The organism is Nonomuraea maheshkhaliensis (genome assembly GCF_039529435.1).
GTDB classification, from domain to species: Bacteria; Actinomycetota; Actinomycetes; order Streptosporangiales; family Streptosporangiaceae; genus Nonomuraea; species Nonomuraea maheshkhaliensis.
In genome coordinates this window covers 47,601-68,660 of the sequence record NZ_BAAAMU010000026.1, presented here as the reverse complement: position 1 = coordinate 68,660, position 21,060 = coordinate 47,601, and the positions used below count along the sequence as shown (strand labels likewise).

Here is a 21,060-nt window from a genome sequence, read left to right as displayed (position 1 = left end):
ATCGATATAGCGCGAAGAAGGCCCGCCGATGGACGACCTCCAGAACCTCGATCCGCTGCGGTAACGGGCACCCGGGTCGGCGGGATTCCTCATCGTGGGTTTCTATGTGCGCACCAGCCTCCGGGTTGGACCGTTCCGTTTCACTCTCGGCCAGGCCGGAATGGCGGTCTCGACCGCGGTTCCGGGTCTCCGGGCGCGGATGGGCCCCCGCGGCAACGTCGTGCGCATGGGACGCGGGACGATCTCGTATCGCACCGTCGCACCTGACCGTGACGTGGTCATGCACGACATCGTCAGCCTGGCGCCGGCCCGGCCGAGTGAGATCGTCCGGCAGTTGCAGCAGGCCGCGGAACGCCGGCTCCACTGGCCGTACGTCCTGGCCGCGCTGCTCGTCGCGTGGCTGGTGACAGGGCGCTTCGGGCTGGTCGTCGTCGCGGTCGGCGTGCCGTTCGTGCTCTGGGTGGCGTTGCGCGACCGGGCGGCGCGCGCGGTGGTCGTCATGTACGACGTGACCGACGAGGCCGCCTGGCGTTTCGACCACCTCGTCGGCTCGTTCGCCGAGCTCCAGCGGGCCCACGGATTCTGGCTGATCACCGCGTCCGGCGCGATCACCAGCACCCATCAGTTCAAGGTGAACGCCGGCGCCTCCCGGCTGCTGCACAGGCTGAACGCCTCGGCCCGGCTGACGGGGCCGCCGATCCTGGTCACCAATGTCGCCGTTCCGACTCTGACCGCGGGCAGCCTTTCGGTGCACTTCCTCCCCGACCGCGTCCTGGTCCGCGACGGCCGCCACGTCGCCGACCTCGCCTACCAGCACCTCCACGCCGGCCTGGAGCACGCCCGCTTCATCGAGGCGGGCCCGGTGCCGCCCGACGGCACGGTCGTGGACTTCACCTGGCGCTACGTCAACGTCGACGGCGGCCCCGACCGCCGGTTCAAGAACAACGCCCGCCTGCCCGTCCTCCAATACGGCAGGCTCACCCTCCGCAGCCACAACGGGCTCCACCTCGTCTGGGACGCCTCGCAGGTCGCGCTCGTCCACGCCGTGGCGAACGCGCTCAACCAGTCCATCGCCGCTCGGCCACCGGTGATCCACTCCTGAGCTAGCAGCGCGCTCCCGTACGAAAGGGCATCACTCCGACATCCGCTACGGGCAGTGCGCGCGCTCGGCCGCTGAGCCGCGTAGCAGGCGAGCGCGCGCCGGACTCCGCCAAGGGCGGGCTGTCCCGTCACGTACGCGGTCCGCCCGTCGTCTCCGCTTCGGCGGTGGAGTGCCGTACGGACGAGGGGACGACGGCTCTGAGCGCGGGCCAGGCCAGCAGCGCCAAGGCGGCGGCCAGGGAGGCCACGGCCAGCATGGCGCCCGGCAGCCCGGCCGCCTGCGCCCAGTACCCCACGTACACAGGGCCGGCGAGGTAGCCGACATAGGCCGAGGTGGACACGACCGAGGTGGCGGCACCCCGGGCGGCGGTGGGGACGTTGGCGGTGGCCAGGCCGAGCACGGTGGGGAAGAGCACGGCCGTGCCCACGGCGGCCAGGGCCAGCCCGAGCAGCGCCAGAGGGAGGTATGTGGTGAGGGCGAGCAGGGACGTCCCCGCAGCGGAGATCACCGCGCCGCCGGTGAGCACGGTCCAGGCGTGCAGGGCGCGACGGGTCTGCACCGCGCCGATCGCGAAGCGGGTGAGCGCTACGGCGAGGGCGAAGACCGCGGGCCCGGCGCCGATCAGCGCGGGTCCCGCGTGTACGGCGTCGGCGAGGTAGACAGCGCTCCAGCTTTGGTGCGCGTTCTCCACGGCGAATCCGAGCGCGCCGAGTCCGCCGGCGACGAGCAGGAGGGGCAGATGAGCACGCAGACCCGGCCGGCGGCTGTCCGGGCTGTGGGTGGTTGAGGTGCGGGCAGGATCAGGTTGCGGGCGAACGTGATCGTGACGGGCTGTCGTCTCCGTCTGCGTACGTCTGCCGGTGACGACGGCGGCGCTCACGACGCCGGCGGCGAGCAGGACCAGCGCGTACGGCGCCACCACGGGCAGGCCGGCGGCGTTCAGCAGGCCGGTGACGAGGCTCGCCGCGACCACGGCCAGGGAGAAGACGCCGTGCGCCCGGGTGATGACCGGACGGCCGGTGGCACGTTCGACGCCGCCGGCCGCCGCGTTGATCGCCACGTCGGCGGCGCCGGACGACGCGCCGAGCACCGCCAGTCCCGCGCACAGGGCGGGCAGGTCGTGAGCGGTGACGGCCACGGCGATGCCGGCGATGCCGAGCGCCGTGAGGGTGATCGCGGTGACGCGGTGCCCCCACCGGTCCACGGCCCGGCCGGCGAGCGGCATGGCGGGCAGGGCGCCGGCGGCGATGAACAGCAGCACCGTGCCGAGCTGCCCGTCGGTCAGCGCGGCCTGGTCGCGGATGGCGGGCACGGACGCGCCCCACACGCCCCAGAACGCGCCAAAGACGGCGAATCCCGCGTACGGCACCCAGGCCCGGAGCCGATGGCTTGCTTGTGTATCGGTACACATGCTGTTTAACGATACACAAGATAGAGTGAGGCATGGCCAAAGACCCTGCACGGCCCCGGCCGACCATGGCGGAGGTGGCCCGGGCGGCGAAGGTCTCGGTGATGACCGTCTCCTACACCTACGCCCGGCCTGATCGCGTCTCCGAGCCCACCCGGGCCAGGGTCCGCGAGGCCGCCGCCCGGCTGGGATACCCAGGCCCTCATCCGGGGGCGCGCTCGCTGCGCCGGGGGCGGACCGGCAGCCTCGGGGTGGTGCTGGGCGAGCACCTCACCTACGCCTTCGAGGACCCTCAGGCCACCCGGTTCCTGGCCGGCGTCGCCGAGGTCTGCGCCGGTCACGGCCTGGGGCTCACGATCGTGCCCATCACCGGGGAGCCGTCCGACACCGACCGGGTCGCCGAGGCCGCGGTGGACGGGTTCGTCGTCTGGACGACCAGCGACGACGACCCCGTCCTGCCGGCGGTGGCCGCCACCGGCCTCCCCGTCGCCGTGCACGGCGGGCCGCACCACGCGGACCTGCCGTTCGTGGCCATCGACAACCGCGCCGCGGCCCGCGCCGTCGCCGCCGCGGCCTTCGCCGGCGCGCGACGGCCGATGGTGCTCAGTTTCCCGCTCGATCGCGCCCGTACGCCCGGGGTCCGCGACGGGCTCGACCCGGCCGAGGCCACGTTCCGCGTGACCCGTGAACGACTGCGCGGAGTCCGCGACGCCTGGGAGGCGGGTGGCGGACGTTGGCCGCAGGTACGGGTCGCGGTGTGCGCACGTAACAGCGCGAGCGAGGCCGACGCCCTGGCCACGGCGTTCCTGACGGGGCCTGACGCACCGGACGCCGTCATGGCCATGAGCGACGAGCTCGCCCTGGGCCTGCTGCGAGCGGCCGCCCGCACCGGTCTCGCCGTCCCCGGCGACCTGGCCGTCACCGGCTGGGACGGCACCGACGCGGCCGCCGCCGCCGGGCTGACGACCGTCGCACAGGACCTGCGCGCCCAGGGGGCCCGCTGCGCACAGCTGGCGTTGGGCGAGGAGCCGGCGGCCGGCCCGGATCCGGCCGAGTGGCGCCTGGTCCTGCGCGACTCCACCCGGCGGTGACCGCGTTCGAGCGTCTGCCCGATGTCTGGAACGAGGGGACCCGCGTTACCCGCCCGACCGCAACGCCTCCCCGGCCGTGTGGCCTTCCCGACCGTAAGGCGTAAACAGCAGGGAAACAGCGCCGCCGTCACAGTCGACCCCATCGACCCGTCACTCACGAAAGGACGGCTCCATGGGTGGACTCAGCAGGAGAGGGGTCCTGACCGCCGGCGCGGCCGCGTTCGCCGCCGCGACCGCCCCAACCGCCTCGGCCGCCTCGGCCGCCTCGACGACCGGGGCACAGACGACACGCCCAACGCGGGAACGCCCGTTCCAGGCCACCCCGCCAGCCGAACGCCCCTCCCGCCCCAACATCCTGTTCATCCTCGCCGACGACCTGGGCTGGGCCGACCTCAGCTGTTACGGAGCCCCGGAGATCCGCACCCCCCAGCTGGACGCCCTGGCCGGCCAGGGCGTGCGCTTCACCCACGGGTACGCCGCGTCGGCGGTGTGCTCACCGACCCGCCTGGCCCTCTACACCGGCCGCTACCCGGGCCGCCTGAAGGCCGGGCTGCTGGAGCCGATCCCCGGCCCGGGCGCGGGCGCCGGCCTGCCCGTGGTGCACCCGACGCTGGCCTCGCTGCTCAAGCAGGCCGGTTACGCCACCGCCATGTTCGGCAAGTGGCACTGCGGCTACCTGCCGGACTACGGCCCGGTCAAGTCCGGCTGGGACACCTTCTTCGGCAACCTGGGCGGCGCCGTCGACTACTTCTCCAAGATCAGCGGCAGCGGCGAGACGGACCTGTACGAGGGCGAGGTCCGGACGGAGTCGCTGGAGTACTACACGCGCACGGTGTCCGAGCGGGCCGCGGCCTTCATCAGGGCCGGCAGCGGCGGCCCGTGGCTGCTCAACCTCAACTACACCGCCCCGCACTGGCCGTGGGAGGGCCCCGCGGACAGGGCCGTCAGCGACGATCTCACCCGGCGCATCACCGAGGGCCAGGAGGAGGGGCAGATCCTGGCGCACAACGACGGCGGCTCGCTGAGCACGTACCGCATGATGGTCGAGGCCATGGACGCCGGGATCGGCCAGGTGCTCCAAGCCCTGGCCGACAGCGGGCAGCAGGACGACACGCTGGTGATCTTCTCCAGCGACAACGGCGGCGAACGCTGGTCGTACCTGTGGCCGCTGACCGGCTCGAAGGGGCAGCTCAACGAGGGCGGCATCCGCGTGCCGGCCATCGTGCGCTGGCCCGCCGGCATCGGCGGCAACCAGGTCAGCGACGTCCCCGTCGTCACCCACGACTGGACGGCGACCATCCTGGAGGCCGCCGGCGTCGAGCCGCACGCCGAATATCCGCTGGACGGCCACAGCCTGATCCCCTACCTTCTGGACGGCGCGCAGGCACCCGCCCGGGACCTGTTCTGGCGGATGAGGCGGTCCGGCGCGCTGCGCCGGGGGAAGTGGAAGTACCTGCGCGTCCTGCCGCAGCAGGAGGGCCAGGCGACACAGCAGCTGCTGTACGACGTCACGGCCGACCCGCGCGAACGGGCCAACCGCGCCGCCCATGAGGAGGAGCTCGTCGCCCGGCTCAGCGCCGCCTGGGACGCGATCGACGCGGAGCTTGAGGACTATCCGCCCCAGGGCGGCGACCGGCCCGGCCGCTCCGGCTGATCCGGCGGCCGGGCCCGTCAAGGGTGAGCCGGACGGGCGTCGTTCAGGTGATGGGCTGCTGGGTCAGCCCCAGGTCGGCGCCCTTCGGGTCCTTGACCATCGTGACGGCGGCCAGCGAGATCACGCAGAGCACCATGATGTACGCCCCGATGGACAACGCCGACCCCGTGCCCTGCACCAGCGCCTCGGCGATCGTCGGGGCGAAGGCGCCGCCCAGGATGGCTCCGAGCGCGTAGCCGATGGCCGCGCCCGAGTAGCGCACGGAGGCGGGGAACATCTCGGCGTACATGGCCGACATGGGGCCGTACGACAGGCCGAGGCCGGTGGCCAGGACGATGATCGCCAGCGCGAAGAGCCAGATGTCGCGGGTCTCCATCAGCAGGAAGAGCGGGATCATCCACACGAACACGACCGCGTACCCGATCTGGAAGGTGCGGACCCGGCCGATCCGGTCCGACAGCGCGCCGCCGTACATCGTGAAGATCAGCCAGGCCACCGACCCGGCGACGGTGGCGAGCAGGACGGACGGCCGGGGCAGGCCGAGCGCGGTGGTGCCGTAGCTGATGAAGTAGGCGATGAGGAGGTAGCCGGCGGCGTTGTTGGCCACGAAGATCAGCGCGGTGAGCACGACGTTCCTGGTGTGGCCGCGGAAGAGGTCGCGCAGCGGCGCGGAGGAGGTCTTGGTGCGCTGCTGCAGCTCCTTGAAGACGGGGCTCTCCTCGACGGCCCGCCGTACCAGGTAGCCGACGATGATCAGCGTCAGCGAGAGCAGGAACGGCACCCGCCAGCCCCACGCCAGGAACTGCTCAGGGGTGGTGACCGCACTCATGATCCACAGCACGCCGGTGGCCAGGATGAGCCCGATCGGCACGCCGATCTGCGGGAAGGAGCCCCACAGGCCGCGGCGGTCGCGGGGCGCGTGCTCCACCGCGAGCAGCGCCGCGCCGCCCCATTCGCCGCCCGCCGAGAAGCCCTGGAGGATGCGCAGGAGGATGAGGGCGATGGGCGCCGCCACGCCGATCGTCTCGTACGGCGGCAGCAGGCCGATGAGCACGGTGGCCACGCCCATGAGGAGCAGGGTCAGCACGAGCATGCGCTTGCGGCCCAGCCGGTCGCCGTAGCGGCCGGCGATGATCGCGCCGAGCGGCCGGAACAGGAAGCTGATCCCGATCGTGGCCAGCGAGATGAGCGTCGCCAGGCCGGGGGCCTGCTGGTTGACCGGGGCGAGGAAGAGCGGGCCGAAGACCAGGCCGGCGGCCTGGGCGTAGATGAAGAAGTCGTACCACTCGATGGTGGTGCCGGCCAGGGTGCTGGCGAGGACTTTGCGGTCGTCGGGGGTCATGGATCGGGACTCACTCGGCACGATGAACTCCGTTCCTCACTTCGGGGGTGTGGCGGCGCGGGTCGGGGGGTAGCCGCGCACGTTCGGGTGCCGAACGTGCAGAAACCGGAGTCCGCCACGATTCGCAGTCTGCCACCGTCGGACGATCTTCCACAGGGCCGTGGCTTCGCCCAGGCGACCAAAGCCACCGGCCATGGCAACCAAAGGACCAGGGGCGAGCGGCCGGGGGCTGTCGTGATCCGGCCGTTCGACGGCAGAGAAGGGCCTCCCGCGCCCGGCACGCTGATCGACCATGGACGACAGACCGAAGGGCGGCCGGCGTGCCGCGCTGCTGCTGGCGGTGATCACTCCGCTCGTCGCCGAACTCACCCTGGGCAATCCGCCGCTCAGCCAGATCTGGCTGATGCTGCTGTGGATCCCGATCTACGGCGCCGGGACGGTGCTGATCCGCGAGCTGGTACGGCGGCGCCGCGGGGGCTGGCCGTCCGTGCTGCTGCTCGGGCTGGCGTACGGCATCGTCGAGGAAGGGCTGGTGCTGCAGGCGCTCAGCAGTCCCACCATGTACGGGGTGGCGGGTTGGGCACCCCGGTTCCTCGGCCTGAACACCGCCTACACCGAGCTCAACCTGCCCTACCACGCTGTCTTCAGCGTGGCGCTGCCGATCCTCCTGACCGACCTGGCCGTCCCGTCCCTGCGTGACCGGCCGTACCTGAAGCGGACGGGTCTGGTGGTCGCCGGGGTGGTGTTCGTGCTGGGCGGGCTGCTGCTGCGGCTGACCGTGGCGACCTCCATCGACCCCGGCTACCAGGCGCCGGTCCCGGTGGTGGCGGGGTGCCTGGTCGCGGTGGCGCTGCCGGCGGTGGTGGCCCTGCGCGTGCTCCCGCCCGCCCCCTCCCCCGCCCCGACCGGGGTACCGGTTCCCGGGCCGTGGGCGGTGGGCGGGTTCGGGCTGGTGGCCGGGTTCGGGTACCTGGCGCTGCTGTTCCCGTTCGGCGGAGCGAGTCAGCCCGCCTTCACCCACGGCGCATGGGTGGCCGTGCCGATGCTGGCCGCGGCGCTGCTCGCCGTACTCACCGGGTGGCTGGTGCGGCGCTGGACGGCCGGCCGCTGGTCGGATCGGCACAGCCTCTGCCTGGCGGGCGGGGCGCTGGTGGGACACACCGCCTTCGGGGTGGTGGCCAACGCCGCCACCCTCGCCGGCAAGGTGCAACTGTCCGCGCTGGGGCTGGTCACCGTGGTCCTGCTGGCGTTGCTGGGCCGCCGTACCGGCACCGGATCGAGCACGCGAACGGCTGCCGGAGGGAGCACGCGTTGAGCATCCGCATCACCTGCCCTTGAGCGCATCTCCGAACGAGCAGAGGAACACCATGACCGAAAGCGTGATCCGCAGGTACACCGGCCTCTTCATCGGGTTGCGTCAGCTCATCCGCCACGTCGACCCGGCCTGCGACTGGATCGCCGGCGTCGTCCAGTTCTTCATCGCGCTGGGGATCGCCGTGGCGCGGCTCGGCCTGCTCCCGCGCTGGGTGGGCCGCTCCGCCTACGTGCACGCCGCGATCAACCTGGCTTTCCTGCCGGCCGTGTTCTTCGGTGACGACCCCGCCGACTTCTACAGTGCGCAGGGCTGGGGGACCGCCGCGAGCATGGGCGCCGTCTGGAGCCTGTGGACGCTCGCGGTCAGCGTCAGCATCCTGCGCACCGCCCGCCGGCCGGCGCCGGTGACCGCGAGTGCGGTGTGACCGGGGACGAGCCGTGCTGCCGCTGTCGTCCGTGCGGAAAATACTTCGGAGGAAATCCGGTGGGGGTGTCGGATCGGGGCGACGGCGTTCGTAGCAGGGGTGAGTCCGTCCTTCAAGAACGATACGCAACCGGCCGTTTCCACCCGGCCATCACCGAAAGGATCTCGTCATGACCGACCAGCCCACCGAGGTCTCCCCGATCGCCGGCGCGGCCAAGCCTCCGGTCGCCGCCGACCGGGCCGCGTTCCAGGCCGAGCTGGACCGGCTCCGGATCCGGGAGAAGGCCCACACCCGCGAGGGCGATGCGATCGCCGCCGCCCGCCGACGCCTGCCGATGGTCGAGGTCGATCCGCGGACCCCGCTGACCGGGCCGGACGGGGCGGTGCCGCTGATCGACCTGTTCGCCGGACGGTCGCAGCTGGTCGCCTACTTCCACATGTGGCACACCGGCCATCCCGCCGCGCACCAGTGCGAGGGCTGCACCTTCAGCACCTCCCAGGTCACCGAGCTGGGCTACCTGCACTCCCGCGACGTCAGCTACGCGGTCCTGGCCGAGGGCCCGTACGAGGAGATCTCGCGCTACCGCGCGTTCATGGGCTATCCCGTGCCCTGGTACGCGGTGCCGCGCGATTCCGTGGACCGGCTGATCGCCGGACGGCACTTCGGTGTCCTGGCCTGCTATCTGCGCGACGGTGACCGGGTGTTCGAGACGTACTGGACCACCGGGCGCGGCAACGAGGTGATGGCGCCTTCGTACGGGCTGCTGGATCTCACCGTCTACGGGCGGCAGGAGACCTGGCAGGACGTGCCGGAGGGCTGGCCGCAGCGCTGGGGTTCCAAGGGCGGCCAGTTCCGGCTCGACGGCCGCCCGTCCGCCCAGTGGTCCCGCCTGAACGCCGGCCGCGACGACGACCTCGGCTCTTCAAGCACACCCTGACGCGCCCGGCTACGGAGCACCGGTCTGTCCTTTGTCCATCTTGCGGACGGCGAGCAGGGACAGCGCGGCGACGACCCCGCCGATGACGAAGCCGGCGGCGAAGGCCGATTCGGCCGGGACGGCCGACCCTGAAGGGGTGGCGGCGGTGAGGAAGGCGCCGCCGATCTGCGCGCCCGCGGCGAAGGCGATCACCCGGATGACCAGGACCAGGCTGGTGGCGGTGCCGGTGTCGCGATGGTCGACGGTGGTCGCGGTCTTGACGACCACCGCCGTGACGCAGACGCCGCTGGCCAGGGCGACCAGCACCTTGCCGACGACGAGGTGCCAGATCGCGCCGTGCAGGAACGCCAGGGCGAGCAGCGCGGCCATTAGGCAGACGACTCCGGCGGTGACCGCGGCGCGCGGGCCGAACCGCCGGGCCGCGATCCCGGCGACCGGCCCGCTGACCGCCGCCGCGACGGCGCCGGGCAGCAGGTAGAACCCGATGTCGGTGGCACTGGCCGCGAATCCGTAACCGTCGGCGCTCACCGCGAACAGTTGCGGAACGAGATACATCGACAGCGAGGTGCCCAGGCAGACGGCGAAGGTGATCGCGTACGAGCTCCAGATCGCCGGCCGCGCGAGCAGGTGGAGATCGACCATCGGCGCGGCGGAGCGGCGTTCGACCCGGATCCATCCGGCCACGAGGGCGGCCAGGAGCAGGACGAGGGCGCCGAGTTCGAGGGGCTGATCGCCGGCCTCGGGCACGATCGCGAGCACGACCATGAGCGTCAGCAGGATGCCGCTGAGGAGCACCAGGCCAGGCCAGTCGATCCTGGCGTCCGACCGGACCGGCGGGTCGTCCGGCATCAGCCGGTGGACGAGCAGGGTCGCCACGGCGATGGCGATGGTCGGTATCGCGAACATCCAGTGCCGCGACAGCCCTTCCGCGATGGGTCCGGCGATGAGCGTGCCCAGCATGCCGCCGCCCACGAACAGCCCGCTGACCACCCCGATCGCCACCTGGGAGTCGCCCTGCGGCAGGTGCTTGCGTACCAGGATGAACGACAGGGGCAGCGCGCCCACCATCGCGCCCTGCAGCACCTGGCCGAGCAGCAGCACCGGCAGGTTCGGCGCCAGCGCGGAGACCAGGCCGCCGGCCAGCACCACCGCCATCAGCCGGATCATGACCCGTTTCCCGCCGTACCGGTCACCGAGATTGCCGGTGACGGGCAGGAGGAGCGCGCCGGTGATGAGCAGCGCGATGCTGAGCAGCGCCCCTTGGGCGGGACTCAGTGACAGCTCGCGTTGCAGCAGCGGGAGCGTCGGTGACACCACCGACTCCAGGGCCCCGGTGGCGGTGGCCAGCAGGCCGAGCGCCGCGACGGCGGCCTTTCCGACGCCGACCGGGGGAGCTTGGGCAGTGCTCATGAATGTCCTTTCCTCGTTGCCGACGAGCAAGGCGAGGGGAGACGCGTGGAGACGCGTGGAGACGCATGGAGACGCATGGAGACGCGTGGGCGTGGTGGAACGCCTCACGGACATGCCGGACGGAACCGGCGGCCCGTCATGGGCGCGGGCACCGACGGCGCGGTGTTCAGGAGGCGATCATCACCGCCACGGACGGGTGGCGGCCGTTCTCATCGCACGTGGTGGGCGGCGTGATGGGCGGCGAGGACGTCGCCGCCGAAGTCGGTCTCCGGGTCGCGCCACACCGCGTGGGCGTGGTTGCCGCCGCGCTGGACGTTGGTCCACTCGACCAGCAGCCGCGGCCCCTGGAGGCGGTAGTAGTGCGGCTCCCCCGCCGTGGTGGAGCCGGCCCAGGCGAGGTGCACGGCGTCCAGCGCCGCAGGTTCGTCGTAGCGGGGCAAGGGGGACAGCCCGTCGGGGACGCGGTCGAGGTAGGTGCCGAGCAGGGCGCGCAGCACCTCGCGCTGCGTGGCGTCGAGCTCGGCGCCGGGCACGCCCTTGGGTGACGGGGTGAGGGCCAGCGCCCGCCGGTCCGCGTCCGGGAGGCCGGTGGCGGTCTGCTCGGCGCGGTCCGGGGTGTACGGGCCGGGGCGCCAGAGCTCGCTGCGCCGTAGCACGCGGTCGTCGATCCGGGCGCTGTTGCCCGACACGATGTCGTCAGGGGCACGTGGCAGCAGCACCGCGCGGCCGGCGAGCTCGGGGCGCAGCGAGCGGACCAGTTCGCGGGCCAGGTCCTCGGCCGCCCCGAGCGGGCGCAGCGTCGCGCCGCCCAGCAGCGGCGACGCGGCCGGGTCCGCACCCAGGAAGCACGGCGTCGTGGCGGCGACACGCCCGTCCACGACGAGGTAGTTGAGCGAGACGTGGTGGCCGCCGAACCGCCACCCCCACGGCCGCGGCCCGCCTGGCTCGCCGAAGACGCGCAGGTAGTACATGCCGGGATCGCGGGTACGTTCCCGTCCCCAGTTCACCGAGAAGCCCTCGACGAGATCGAGCACGTTCTCCAGGCCGAGCACGGTGGCGACGGTGGTGTAGCCGGCCTCGGACAGACCGCTCGCGACCAGCCGCATCACCAGGCGGTGCTGGGCGGGGCGCTGCTGGTGGAAGGTGAGTCCGCCGTGGTCGGTGGGCGTGTAGAACCAGCGCGTACGTTCGCCCTCGCCGCCCTCGCCACTGCCCGGCGGCGGGCCGACCGCCACTGGGCGCTGGTCGTCGTCCAGGGAGTCCAGCCACGTCAGGGCCGCCTCGGCCATCCGGTTGGCGACCTCGCGGCCGGTGTCGATCACTGCTGCCTCCGCTGATCACGGGCCGGCCTGGACGCCTGCGAGGCCGCACGGCGACCCGACCCGTGCGACATACCGGTACATCCCCGCCGTACGTCATCTCTCAACGGACACTCCGAGGAAATCGCGGATGTGGCCGGCGATCGGCTCCGCGAACTCCATCGCGATCGCGTGCCGGCCGTTCTCGATCGCACGCAGCTGGGCGTCCGGGATCCGCTCCGCCATCAGGACGGCGCCGGAGTAGGGCGCCAGCAGGTCCGCCGTGCCGTGCACGATCAGAGTGGGTGCGGTGATCTCGCCCAGACGGTCGCGGACCTCGTGCCGGCGGGCGGCGTCGTGACGGCGCCCGGCCTTGCCCTGATCACGGTACGCCAGCGTCTGGGCGGCCCGGTTGTGCAGCTCGGCCTGGCCCTCGGGGGTGACGAAGAAGTCCTTGACCGCCTGCTGCCTGTCGTCGTGCGTCATGTCGAACAGCTCCCCGACCTGCTGCGGGCAGAGCGCGAAGCTCGGCGTGGTCGCGATCAGGACCAGGGACGCGACCCGATCGGGATGCCTGAGGGCCGTGTGCTGCACGACGGCCCCGCCGAAGGAGGTGCCGAGCAGGTGCGCGCGCTCCAGCCCGAGCGCGTCCAGCAGGTCGGCGAGGTCGTCGGCGAGGTCGCCCAGCGAGTACGGGACCGGCGGGTTCACGGTGATCCCGGAATCGCGCTGGTCGTAGGAGATCGCCCGGATCCCCGGGCCGAGGTGCGAGCGGAGCGTGGCGTACTGGGTGCGGTCGCTCTCCCCGCCGTGCACGAGCACGAGCGGCACCCCGCTGCCACCGTCGTCGATGACGCCGACGTCGAGCGCGCCCGCCCGTACCGTCTCGGCCGATCCTTCGGGGTCGTGCTCTGCCTGACGCATGGCCACTGCTGGCCCCCTTATGACGAGATAGCTCTATGAATTGAGAAGACCGTATCACTTTGTCGCGACTTTGGGGAGACCTGGATCACAGAGCCGGGGACGTGCTCGTCGATCGCGCGCCCATGGACTCGACGGCTCCGGCCCATGACCACGAGCCCGGATCCGGCGGCGATGGAGGGGCGATCAGCCCACCCGCGCCCACCCGCGCAAGGCGCCCCGGTACGCCTCGGTCAGCCGGATGACGACCTCTCTGCGAGACAGCTCGGTCTCCTCCAGCAGGTCCTGGATCTCCCGGGGGTCGTACATGATGTTGTTCAGGAACAGGGCGTATTCCAGCATCTCGGCCGGCAGGCCGAGGTCGGCGAGCAGCTCCCGCACCGGCTCCGACCAGGCGTCCCGCATCGCGACGATGATCTCGTTAGCGTCGTGCAGCCGCTTCAGGTATCCCTGCCGCGACCGCAGCTGCACCAGCGCCGGGCCGTGCTCGGCGAGCAGGTCCACCCATTTGTCCACCACCGAGTCGAACAGCGGCTGCCCTTCCGCCGCCGACGCCGCGCTGAAGTCGCGCAGCTCTTCGACGACGCTGAGCACGTAGGCCGCGAGCGCGTCGTCCACGGTGGAGTAGTAGCGGTAGGCGGTGGCCGGGCCGATCTCCGCGCGGGACGCGACGGCCTGCATGGTGAGCTCGTCGGGCGCCTCCCTGGCCAGCTCGCCGACGGCCTCCAGGAGGCGCCGGCGGTTGCGCCGGGTGTCGCTTCGCAAGCTTGCCCCCAGTCAGCCGAGTCCTTCGCCCTCATGGACGCGCAGGCGCAGGATATCCCTCATCGCCGAAGTACCGCACGACGCGGGTCAGCCCGGTCCGCAGGTCGTCCTCGGAGGCGGCGAACGAGATCCGTACGTGCCCCTCCCCCGAAGGCCCGTACTCGGCACCGGCTCTGACCAGAACCTTCCGCTCGGCGAGCTCCCGGACGACCACTTCGGAGGGCAGGCCGGCGTCGTAACGGAGGAACCCGTAGAACGCCCCCTCCGGCGGCACCAGCCGCAGCCCGGGAACCCCGGACAGGTGCTCGACCACGAGCTCGCGCCGCCGCCGGTACGTCTCCGCCATGGCGCCGACGACGCCGTCCGGCAGGTCGAGGGCGGCGAGCGCCGCGTGCTGGGCCGCCGTGTTCAGCGAGCCGTTGCCCGTCCGGTGCGCGTGAGCGGCCGCGTCCACCACCTCACGCGGCCCGGCCAGGTACCCCACCCGCCAGCCGGTCATCGCGTACGTCTTGGAGAACGTCTGCACGTACACCGTCCGATCCCGCAGCGACTCGATCTCCAGCGCCGAGGTCATCACGTGCCCCGGATAGACCAGCCGGTGGTACGCCTCGTCGCTGACGACCAGGACGTCCGAGCCGTCGAGGAGATCCCCGAGAGCCTTGAGCTCCTGCTCGCGATGGACGATCCCGGTCGGGTTCGACGGATTCGAGAAGATCATCATCGCCGCCCCGGGCAGCGCCGCGGCCAGGGCGTCGAGGTCCCAGTGCAGGTCGGGGGCGAGCGGGACGTGGTCCACGGTGCCCCCGGCGAAGACGACCAGATCGGCGTAGAGCGAGTAGGCCGGCTCGGGGATGACCACGCGGTCGCCAGGGCCGATCATCGCGAGCACGACGGCGGCCAGCGCCGCGGTGGCGCCGTGGGTGACCACGACGTCGTCCGCGCTCCAGGTCCGTCCGGGACGCCCCGGCATCCTCGCCGCGAGCGCGGCGCGCAACTCCGGCAGGCCCTTCTGGTCGGCGTAGTGCGTGTGCCCCGCGCGCAGGGCGGCCGCGGCGACCTCGACCACCGGCGGCGGCGTCGGAAAGTCCGGCTCGCCCATGGCGAGCGACACGGCTCCCGGCGGCGCCGGCGCCAGGGCCGGCCGCCGCGAACGGCGCCGCAGGTCGGCGATCCTGGGGGCCGTCATCGAGCCGCCTCCGCTGCTCCGGAACGCGCGGCGAGGATGCGCCGCCGCAGCGCCTCCTGCTTCTCGGCGACCTCGCCGACCGCGGTCACGGCCTCCTTCACCCGGCTCCGGGGGACGACGACGACGCCGTCCGCGTCACCGACCAGCACGTCACCCGCCTCCACCACCACCCCGCCGGCCGCAACCGGGACCCCGACGGCGCCCGGCCCGTCCTTGAACGGCCCGGCGGGGGTGATCGTGCGCGCGTAGACGGCCAGGCCCAGCTCGTTCAGCGCCCGTACGTCGCGGATGGCGCCGTCGACCACCGCGCCGACGACCCCGGCGTTCACCATGATCTCGCCGATGAGGTCGCCGACCAGCGCCCGGGTCGTGTCCCCGTGCCCGTTGACGACCAGGACGTCACCCGGCCTGGCTTCGTCGAGCGCCCGGTGCACGGCCAGGTTGTCCCCCGACCGCACGTCCACCGTCAGTGCGGTCCCCAGGAGCCCGGCGTGCCCGGTGAGCAGCCGGATGCCGCCGTCCATGACGGTCATCCGCCGCAACGCGTCACCTACGTCGGCGGCCGGCACCTCCCCCAGCCGGCGGATCTCCTCCACCGGCACCCGATCCCAGGGCGGGGCGATGGACACGCTGTCCGTGGGCGCGACAATGAACACTTTGATTCCCCATTCTTAAATGAGACGACTATCTCATATGAAGGGATCGTAACCCCTGAGGTGCCCGGCCACAATGACGTGGAGCCACCGGCCTGCTCGAAGGGGACCTCGAAGGGACCGGGAACAGAGCGCACGATCCGGGCCGAGCGGCCGCACGCGACAAGACCCGGCCACGCACCGCAAGATCAGTGACCTGGACCGCCGCACCGACCATCACGTCAGGAGCCACACCCCATGTGCTTCATCCATCGCGACTGGGAAGCCGGGCCGCTGTGCAAGCGGGTCCGGCACGTGCCCGGCCGTACCGTCCTGGAGTGGTTCCGTGGTCTGTGGGAGCCGGACGGGCTCGACCGGGCGCACGCCGAGCTGGACGGCGCGCCGTACGAGCTGGAACGGCTGCGGGAATGCGGCGATGCCCCTCCCGAGGGCCTGGTCGAGCTGCGCCGCCGGATCCGGACGGCGTCATGGGCCGACCGCGAGCTGCACATCGACGCCCACAGCATCCGCATCAGCAGCATGGGCATGTTTCTGGAGGAGGCGGTCCTCGACCAGGACCATCAGAGCGAGCTGTTCGGTGTCATCGGCGCCGTGCTGGGCCATCCGGCCCCCGGCGCCTGCGAACTCCGCTACTTCCGCCTGGCCGGTTCCCACCGCCGCAAGAAGCTCCGTACTTCCCCTGAAGCGGCGCTAGTCCGCGAAGACCTGCGTCCAGACGATCTTGCCGTCGGAGTCGTCGACGGCGCCGACCCCGATGACGGTGAACTTGCAGTTCATGATGGCGGCCTTGGTTCCGGCGTAGTTCATCCAGGACTGCACGGCCATGGCGGGGGTGCGCTGGCCCTTGCCGAGATTCTCCGACCAGCGGCTGCCGCGCTTGTAGCCGGCCGCCTTGATGCGGCCGATGTGGTCCATGCCGTCTCTGGAGGTGTGCGAGAAGTAGCCGTGCTCCGCCATGTCGGCCGAGTGCGTGCGGGCGGCACGGTGGAGCTGGGGGTGGTGCTTGAGCGCCCGGCAGCCCTTCTTCTTCGCCCGCCGGGCGTTGACCAGCCGCACCACCATGTTCTCCCGCGCCGTCCCCACCCGGGCGGACGCGGGCACCGTTCCGGCCTGCGCGGGGCTCACGGGCACGGCGAACGTGGCCAGGACGGCGGCGGTGACGGTGAGCGACGCGAGGGGACAGCGCATGGGGGGACCTCCAGGTGCGGCGGACGTCGGACGGCCCCGCATTCTGGCGCGATCCGTGGTGACGCGTCATCCTAATTTGAGTTGATCGACGTCCGCGACGGCCGGCGTACTCCATGGAGCTAGACACGCAGCACCCGAGGCCCGGCGGTGCCGTAGCGCTGGGCGGTGGAGCGGGACAGTTGTTTGCCGGTGATGATGTACGTCAGCTGCTCGATGTCGGCGAACTTGGCGAAGCTGGCCACCCCGAACTTGGTGTGCTCGCACACCAGCACGGTCTGACGGGCCGCCTGCAGCGCCGCCGTCTTGGCCTGGGCCACGGCCGGGTCGGGAGTGGTCAGCCCGCGCTCGAGCGAAACGCCGTTCGTGCCCATGAAAGCCAGGTCCACGTTCAGCTCCGCGAGCATCGCGGTCGCCCACCGGTCGACGGTGCCCATGGTCTTCGGGCGCAGCCGGCCGCCGACCATGATGACGTCGTGGTCGGTCTGGCGGTTGAGTTCGGCGGCGATGGTCAGCGAGCGGGTCACGACGGTCATCCGCTGCAGCCGTCGCATCGGCCCGACCAGGTCCTCCGGCAACGCTCCCTCGTCGAGGAAGACGGTGTCGACGTCGACCATCAAGGCGATCGCGGCCTCGGCGATCACCAGCCGTTCCTCGGTCTTGGCCTTGCGCCGGTGCTCGACCGGGGTCTCGTAACGGCCGATGTCCGTGGGGTAGAAGACGCCGTACGAGCGGGCTATCAGGCGCTGCGCCTCAAGGGCCCGCAGGTCCCGGCGCAGCGTCGCGGGTGAGATCGAGAACAGGTCGGCGATGTCGGAGACGACCGCGCGGCCCTCGCTCCTGACGTAGGTGAGGATCCGCTGCTGGCGGTCGAAGGCACGGCCGTGAAACGAGCTTGACACCTTGCGCACACCCTTGCACATCTGGACGAAACGTTCGCGCAATGGTCACAGATTTGGCCCCATATGAACAGATTCGAGCACGAGACCGCCAGTAAAGTCTGCACCTGTTCGACCTCGATGCGGATGGGTGGTAGCCCGTGAGCAGTGGAGCAAGCGATCTCGACTCGAGATCAGCCCTCTCCGACAGCGCCCGCCAAACGGCCGATGCCGGCGGAACAACGCCCGACGGGCGGCGCGCCGCGGCACGCCGCCGCCGGCGCGGGTATCTGCTGTTCGCCGCCTTCGCGCTGCCCAACCTGGCGTTGATCGCCGTGTTCTCGTACTGGCCGATCGTCGAGAACGTCTATCTGAGTTTCAGCACGTGGGACTTCATCTCGCCGCAGGCCGAGTGGGCCGGGCTGCTGAACTACCAGTCCCTGTTCAGCGGCTGGTCCTTCCCCGAAGTCCTGTTCCGCACGCTGGTGTGGGTGGTCGTCGTGGTGGTCGTGACGCTGGTGCTCGGCCTGGCGCTGGCGATGTTGTTCGCGCAGCGCCTGCGGGGCGCGAACGCGGTGCAGACGCTCGCCTTCGCCCCGCACGTGCTGTCCGGGGCGGCGATCGCGACCATCTGGCTGTTCATCTTCGATCCCAACATCGGCCTCAGCCGGTTGGCGTTCGAGGCGTTCGGAGCCACGTCGCCGGCCTGGACGACCGATGACTCCTGGGCGCTGTGGGCGCTGATCATCGTCTCCATCTGGAAGGGGCTCGGCTTCGTCGCGATCGTCTACCTGGTGGGCATCCAGCAGATCCCGTCCCAGGTCCTGGAGGCGGCCCGGATCGACGGTGCGGGACGGTGGACGCAGTTCCGCCGGATGATCTTCCCGCTGCTCTCCCCCACCACGTTCTTCCTGGTGATCACCCAGACGATCTCGGCCTTCCAGTCCTTCGACGTGATCGCCATGATGACCGGTGGCGGGCCCGCCCGCTCCACCACCACGTTGAGCTGGTTCATCTATGACGAAGCGTTCAACCGCGGCAACGTCGGCGTCTCCAGCGCGGCTTCCATGATCATGTTCGTGGTGCTGATGGCGATCACCGTGCTGCAGTTCCGGTTCGTCGAGCGGAGGGTTCACTACTGATGACGGTCATGCCGACCGCTGCGGCGACCGAGCCCGCCGCGCGGAAGCCCGATTCCCGCCGTACGCGCTGGTGGGGCGTGCTCGCCCTGGTGCTCACGGCCCTGGTCTTCCTGATCCCGCTCTATCTCTTCGTCAGTACGGCGTTCAAGACCAACGCCGACATCAACAGCTGGCCGATGCGGGTGTTCCCTGGGTCGCTGACCCTGGAGAACTTCGTCAACGCCTGGACGCTGGCCCCGTTCGACCAGTTCCTGATCAACTCGGTCGTGGTGGCGGCGATCGGGACGGCGCTCAAGGTGGTGCTGGCCATCTCCACCGCCTACGCCTTCGCCTTCCTGCCGTTCCCCGGCAAGCGTTACCTGTTCATCTTCATGCTCGGCGCGCTGATGGTGCCGGGGCACGTGACGTTGCTGGTCAACTACATCACCATCGGCCAGCTGAACCTGCTGAACACCTACGCCGGCCTGATCCTGCCGGGCGTTGCGTCGGCCTTCGGCACCTTCCTGCTGCACCAGTTCTTCCGGTCGCTCCCGTACGAGGTGCTGGAGGCGGCGCAGTTGGACGGCTCGGGGCATCTGCGCACGATCTTCTCGATCATCATGCCGATGTCCCGGCCGGCGATCATCACGGTCGGGCTGATCGCCCTGATCGACGAGTGGAACGGCTTCGTCTGGCCACTGATCGCGACGAACTCGGTCAACATGCGGACGTTGCCGATCGGTCTGCTCTACCTCAAGGAGAACGACGGCATCAACGACTGGGGCGCGCTGATGGCCGGCACCCTGTTCGTCGTCCTGCCGGTGCTGATCGTCTTCCTGCTGGCGCAGCGCTACATCGTGGCCGGCCTGGCCGGCAGCGCGGTTCGCCGGTGATGACCGTGATGACCGTGATGACCGTGATGACCCAGGTGATGAGCAGGTGCCGGCGATCCGGTTCGTTCAGAGAGGACCCAGCGTGACGGGGACGAGTTTCAGCCGGCGCCGGCTCCTGACCGGCGCCACCGCGACCCTGGCCGGCCTGGCCCTGAGCGGCTGCGTCGGCCGGATGGAAGGCGACTACGCCCAGGTGAGCGGGCTGGTGCCGGATCAGTTCCGCCGCCGCCAGCGGGTCGTGCTGTGGAGCGCGTTCACCGCGCACAACGCCGAGGTGCTGCAGACGATCATCGACGGGTTCAACCAGTCGCAGCAGGACATCTACTGCGAGATCCAGCTGTTCCCCGGCTATCCCGCGCTCGACTCGAAGCTGGCCGCCAGCTTCGCCGTGGGGCAGGTTCCCGACCTCGTCACGCTCAGCGACGTGAACTGGAACCGCTACTTCCTCGCCGAGACGCTGGAGCCGCTGAGCGGCTACTTCGACGCCGGCTTCGGCCCCGACAAGTATCATCCGCGCTTCCTGGCCGAGGGCACCGTCAGGGACCAGGTCTACTGGCTGCCCTGGGCCCGTTCGACGCCCCTGTTCTACTACAACAAGGAGATCTTCGCCGGCGCCGGGCTGCCCGACCGCGGGCCGAAGACCTTCACCGAGCTGCGGGAGTGGGGACGCCAGCTCAAGGGCTTCAAGTACAACGGCTCGCCGGTCAAGATGCGCGGCTACACCGGCAAGGACGACTGGTACTTCCAGGGGTCGAGCTGGGCCTTCGGCGGCAGCTACTCCGAGAGCATGTCGACGCGGCTGGAGAGCGAGCAGACCGTCGCCTCCCTGGAGTTCGACCGGGCGTTCATCCACGACGACCAGATGGCCTACCTGGCCAACGACATCAACGCCGACTTCGCGGCCGGCGTGACGGCGACCATCACCAACTCCACCGGCGCGCTGACCTCGCTGCTCAAGGCGGCCAAGTTCGAGTTCGGCGCGGCCTTCCTGCCCGAGCAGAACGGGCCCGGCGTGCCGACAGGCGGCAGCGGGCTGGCGATCATGCGAAACTCGACCAGGACGCGCAAGCAGGCGACCTGGGAGCTGGTCAAGTACCTGGCCGAGACTGGCGCTCCGGAGTGGAGTCTCAACACCGGCTATCTCCCGGTGACGACCAGCTCGCTCAACTCGCCGAAGATCAAGGAACGCAACGCGGCGACGCCCGCGTACCAGGTGGCCCAGGATCAGCTGAGCCGCGCCCGCCAGGCGGACGTGATGCGCCGGTACGTCAACGAGACGATCTCCGAGATGCTCATCGTGCTGCAGAAGGTGTACGCCTCCAACGCCGACCCGCGTGAGGCGCTGAGCGAGGCGAACCGGACCCTCGCCCCGGCCGTCCAGCGGGTGCTGCCGAAGTACCAGCGGCTGGTGGCCTCCTGACCCCCTCGACCTCTCGTGCCGCCGCTCCGCCGGCCGGCTCCCCCACGAGACTCCACC

General features: G+C 71.2%; 20 protein-coding genes. 9 read left to right on the top strand and 11 right to left on the bottom strand.

Annotated features, from left to right (window positions below):
• Positions 1-226: 226 nt before the first annotated feature.
• A complete protein-coding gene (locus tag ABFX54_RS19745; RefSeq protein ID WP_346106770.1) occupies positions 227-1,102 on the top strand; it encodes a hypothetical protein in 876 nt (291 codons plus the stop codon).
• A 127-nt stretch (positions 1,103-1,229) separates the two neighbouring features.
• Here the strand turns inward: ABFX54_RS19745 and ABFX54_RS19740 are convergent, their stop codons facing one another.
• Positions 1,230-2,513, bottom strand: a complete 1,284-nt coding sequence (locus tag ABFX54_RS19740; RefSeq protein WP_346106768.1) for an MFS transporter — start codon at positions 2,511-2,513, stop codon at positions 1,230-1,232.
• Between the two features lie 32 nt (positions 2,514-2,545).
• On the opposite strand from ABFX54_RS19740, the gene ABFX54_RS19735 reads away from it, so the two are divergent.
• Together ABFX54_RS19735 and ABFX54_RS19730 are read left to right on the top strand one after the other, a co-directional pair.
• Positions 2,546-3,601, top strand: coding sequence for a LacI family DNA-binding transcriptional regulator (locus ABFX54_RS19735; protein ID WP_346106767.1), 1,056 nt, complete (start codon positions 2,546-2,548; stop codon positions 3,599-3,601).
• Between the two features lie 172 nt (positions 3,602-3,773).
• On the top strand, positions 3,774-5,255 hold the full coding sequence (locus ABFX54_RS19730; protein WP_346106765.1) for a sulfatase family protein: 1,482 nt from the start codon (positions 3,774-3,776) through the stop codon (positions 5,253-5,255).
• Between the two features lie 43 nt (positions 5,256-5,298).
• Here ABFX54_RS19730 and ABFX54_RS19725 read toward each other — a convergent pair whose 3' ends face one another.
• Positions 5,299-6,597, bottom strand: coding sequence for an MFS transporter (locus ABFX54_RS19725; RefSeq protein ID WP_346106763.1), 1,299 nt, complete (start codon positions 6,595-6,597; stop codon positions 5,299-5,301).
• A gap of 292 nt (positions 6,598-6,889) precedes the next feature.
• Here ABFX54_RS19725 and ABFX54_RS19720 point away from each other — a divergent pair, with 292 nt between their 5' ends.
• The 3 genes from ABFX54_RS19720 (at position 6,890) to ABFX54_RS19710 (ending at position 9,273) form a co-directional block, all read left to right on the top strand.
• Positions 6,890-7,912, top strand: coding sequence for a hypothetical protein (locus ABFX54_RS19720; RefSeq protein ID WP_346106762.1), 1,023 nt, complete (start codon positions 6,890-6,892; stop codon positions 7,910-7,912).
• A 52-nt stretch (positions 7,913-7,964) separates the two neighbouring features.
• Positions 7,965-8,336, top strand: a complete 372-nt coding sequence (locus tag ABFX54_RS19715) for a hypothetical protein (protein ID WP_346106760.1) — start codon at positions 7,965-7,967, stop codon at positions 8,334-8,336.
• A gap of 169 nt (positions 8,337-8,505) precedes the next feature.
• Positions 8,506-9,273 carry a DUF899 family protein gene (locus ABFX54_RS19710; protein ID WP_346106759.1) on the top strand — a complete coding sequence of 256 codons (768 nt, stop codon included), beginning with the start codon at positions 8,506-8,508 and terminating at the stop codon, positions 9,271-9,273.
• A 9-nt stretch (positions 9,274-9,282) separates the two neighbouring features.
• On the opposite strand, the gene ABFX54_RS19705 is transcribed toward ABFX54_RS19710, so the two are convergent.
• From ABFX54_RS19705 to ABFX54_RS19665, 9 genes are all read right to left on the bottom strand, one after another.
• Complete coding sequence (locus ABFX54_RS19705; RefSeq protein WP_346106757.1) at positions 9,283-10,683, bottom strand: MFS transporter; 1,401 nt, start codon at positions 10,681-10,683, stop codon at positions 9,283-9,285.
• A gap of 209 nt (positions 10,684-10,892) precedes the next feature.
• The gene (locus ABFX54_RS19700) at positions 10,893-12,005 is read right to left on the bottom strand and encodes a DUF3500 domain-containing protein (RefSeq protein WP_346106756.1); all 1,113 of its coding nucleotides are present in this window, start codon (positions 12,003-12,005) and stop codon (positions 10,893-10,895) included.
• A 93-nt stretch (positions 12,006-12,098) separates the two neighbouring features.
• Entirely contained in the window at positions 12,099-12,905 is an 807-nt protein-coding gene (locus tag ABFX54_RS19695; protein WP_346106755.1) for an alpha/beta fold hydrolase, read from the bottom strand.
• A 183-nt stretch (positions 12,906-13,088) separates the two neighbouring features.
• Entirely contained in the window at positions 13,089-13,667 is a 579-nt protein-coding gene (locus ABFX54_RS19690) for a TetR/AcrR family transcriptional regulator (protein WP_346106753.1), read from the bottom strand.
• A gap of 31 nt (positions 13,668-13,698) precedes the next feature.
• Positions 13,699-14,853 (bottom strand): pyridoxal phosphate-dependent aminotransferase, encoded by a 1,155-nt coding sequence (locus ABFX54_RS19685; RefSeq protein ID WP_346106751.1) that lies wholly within the window; start codon positions 14,851-14,853, stop codon positions 13,699-13,701.
• A complete protein-coding gene (locus ABFX54_RS19680) occupies positions 14,850-15,509 on the bottom strand; it encodes an RraA family protein (protein ID WP_346106750.1) in 660 nt (219 codons plus the stop codon). Before ABFX54_RS19680 ends, ABFX54_RS19685 begins: the two co-directional genes overlap by 4 nt.
• A 462-nt stretch (positions 15,510-15,971) precedes the next feature.
• Positions 15,972-16,160, bottom strand: a complete 189-nt coding sequence (locus ABFX54_RS19675; RefSeq protein ID WP_346106748.1) for a hypothetical protein — start codon at positions 16,158-16,160, stop codon at positions 15,972-15,974.
• Between the two features lie 36 nt (positions 16,161-16,196).
• Entirely contained in the window at positions 16,197-16,694 is a 498-nt protein-coding gene (locus tag ABFX54_RS19670) for a CAP domain-containing protein (RefSeq protein WP_346106747.1), read from the bottom strand.
• 119 nt (positions 16,695-16,813) lie between these two features.
• Entirely contained in the window at positions 16,814-17,593 is a 780-nt protein-coding gene (locus ABFX54_RS19665) for a DeoR/GlpR family DNA-binding transcription regulator (protein WP_346106746.1), read from the bottom strand.
• A gap of 137 nt (positions 17,594-17,730) precedes the next feature.
• Between ABFX54_RS19665 and ABFX54_RS19660 the strand changes: the two genes are divergently transcribed.
• The 3 genes from ABFX54_RS19660 to ABFX54_RS19650 all read left to right on the top strand — a co-directional run bounded on the left by ABFX54_RS19660 (position 17,731) and on the right by ABFX54_RS19650 (position 21,003).
• Positions 17,731-18,711, top strand: coding sequence for a carbohydrate ABC transporter permease (locus tag ABFX54_RS19660; protein ID WP_346106744.1), 981 nt, complete (start codon positions 17,731-17,733; stop codon positions 18,709-18,711).
• The gene (locus tag ABFX54_RS19655; protein ID WP_346106742.1) at positions 18,711-19,583 is read left to right on the top strand and encodes a carbohydrate ABC transporter permease; all 873 of its coding nucleotides are present in this window, start codon (positions 18,711-18,713) and stop codon (positions 19,581-19,583) included. The genes ABFX54_RS19660 and ABFX54_RS19655 overlap by 1 nt, the downstream gene beginning before the upstream one ends.
• 82 nt (positions 19,584-19,665) lie before the next feature.
• Entirely contained in the window at positions 19,666-21,003 is a 1,338-nt protein-coding gene (locus ABFX54_RS19650; protein WP_346106741.1) for an ABC transporter substrate-binding protein, read from the top strand.
• Positions 21,004-21,060 lie beyond the last annotated feature (57 nt).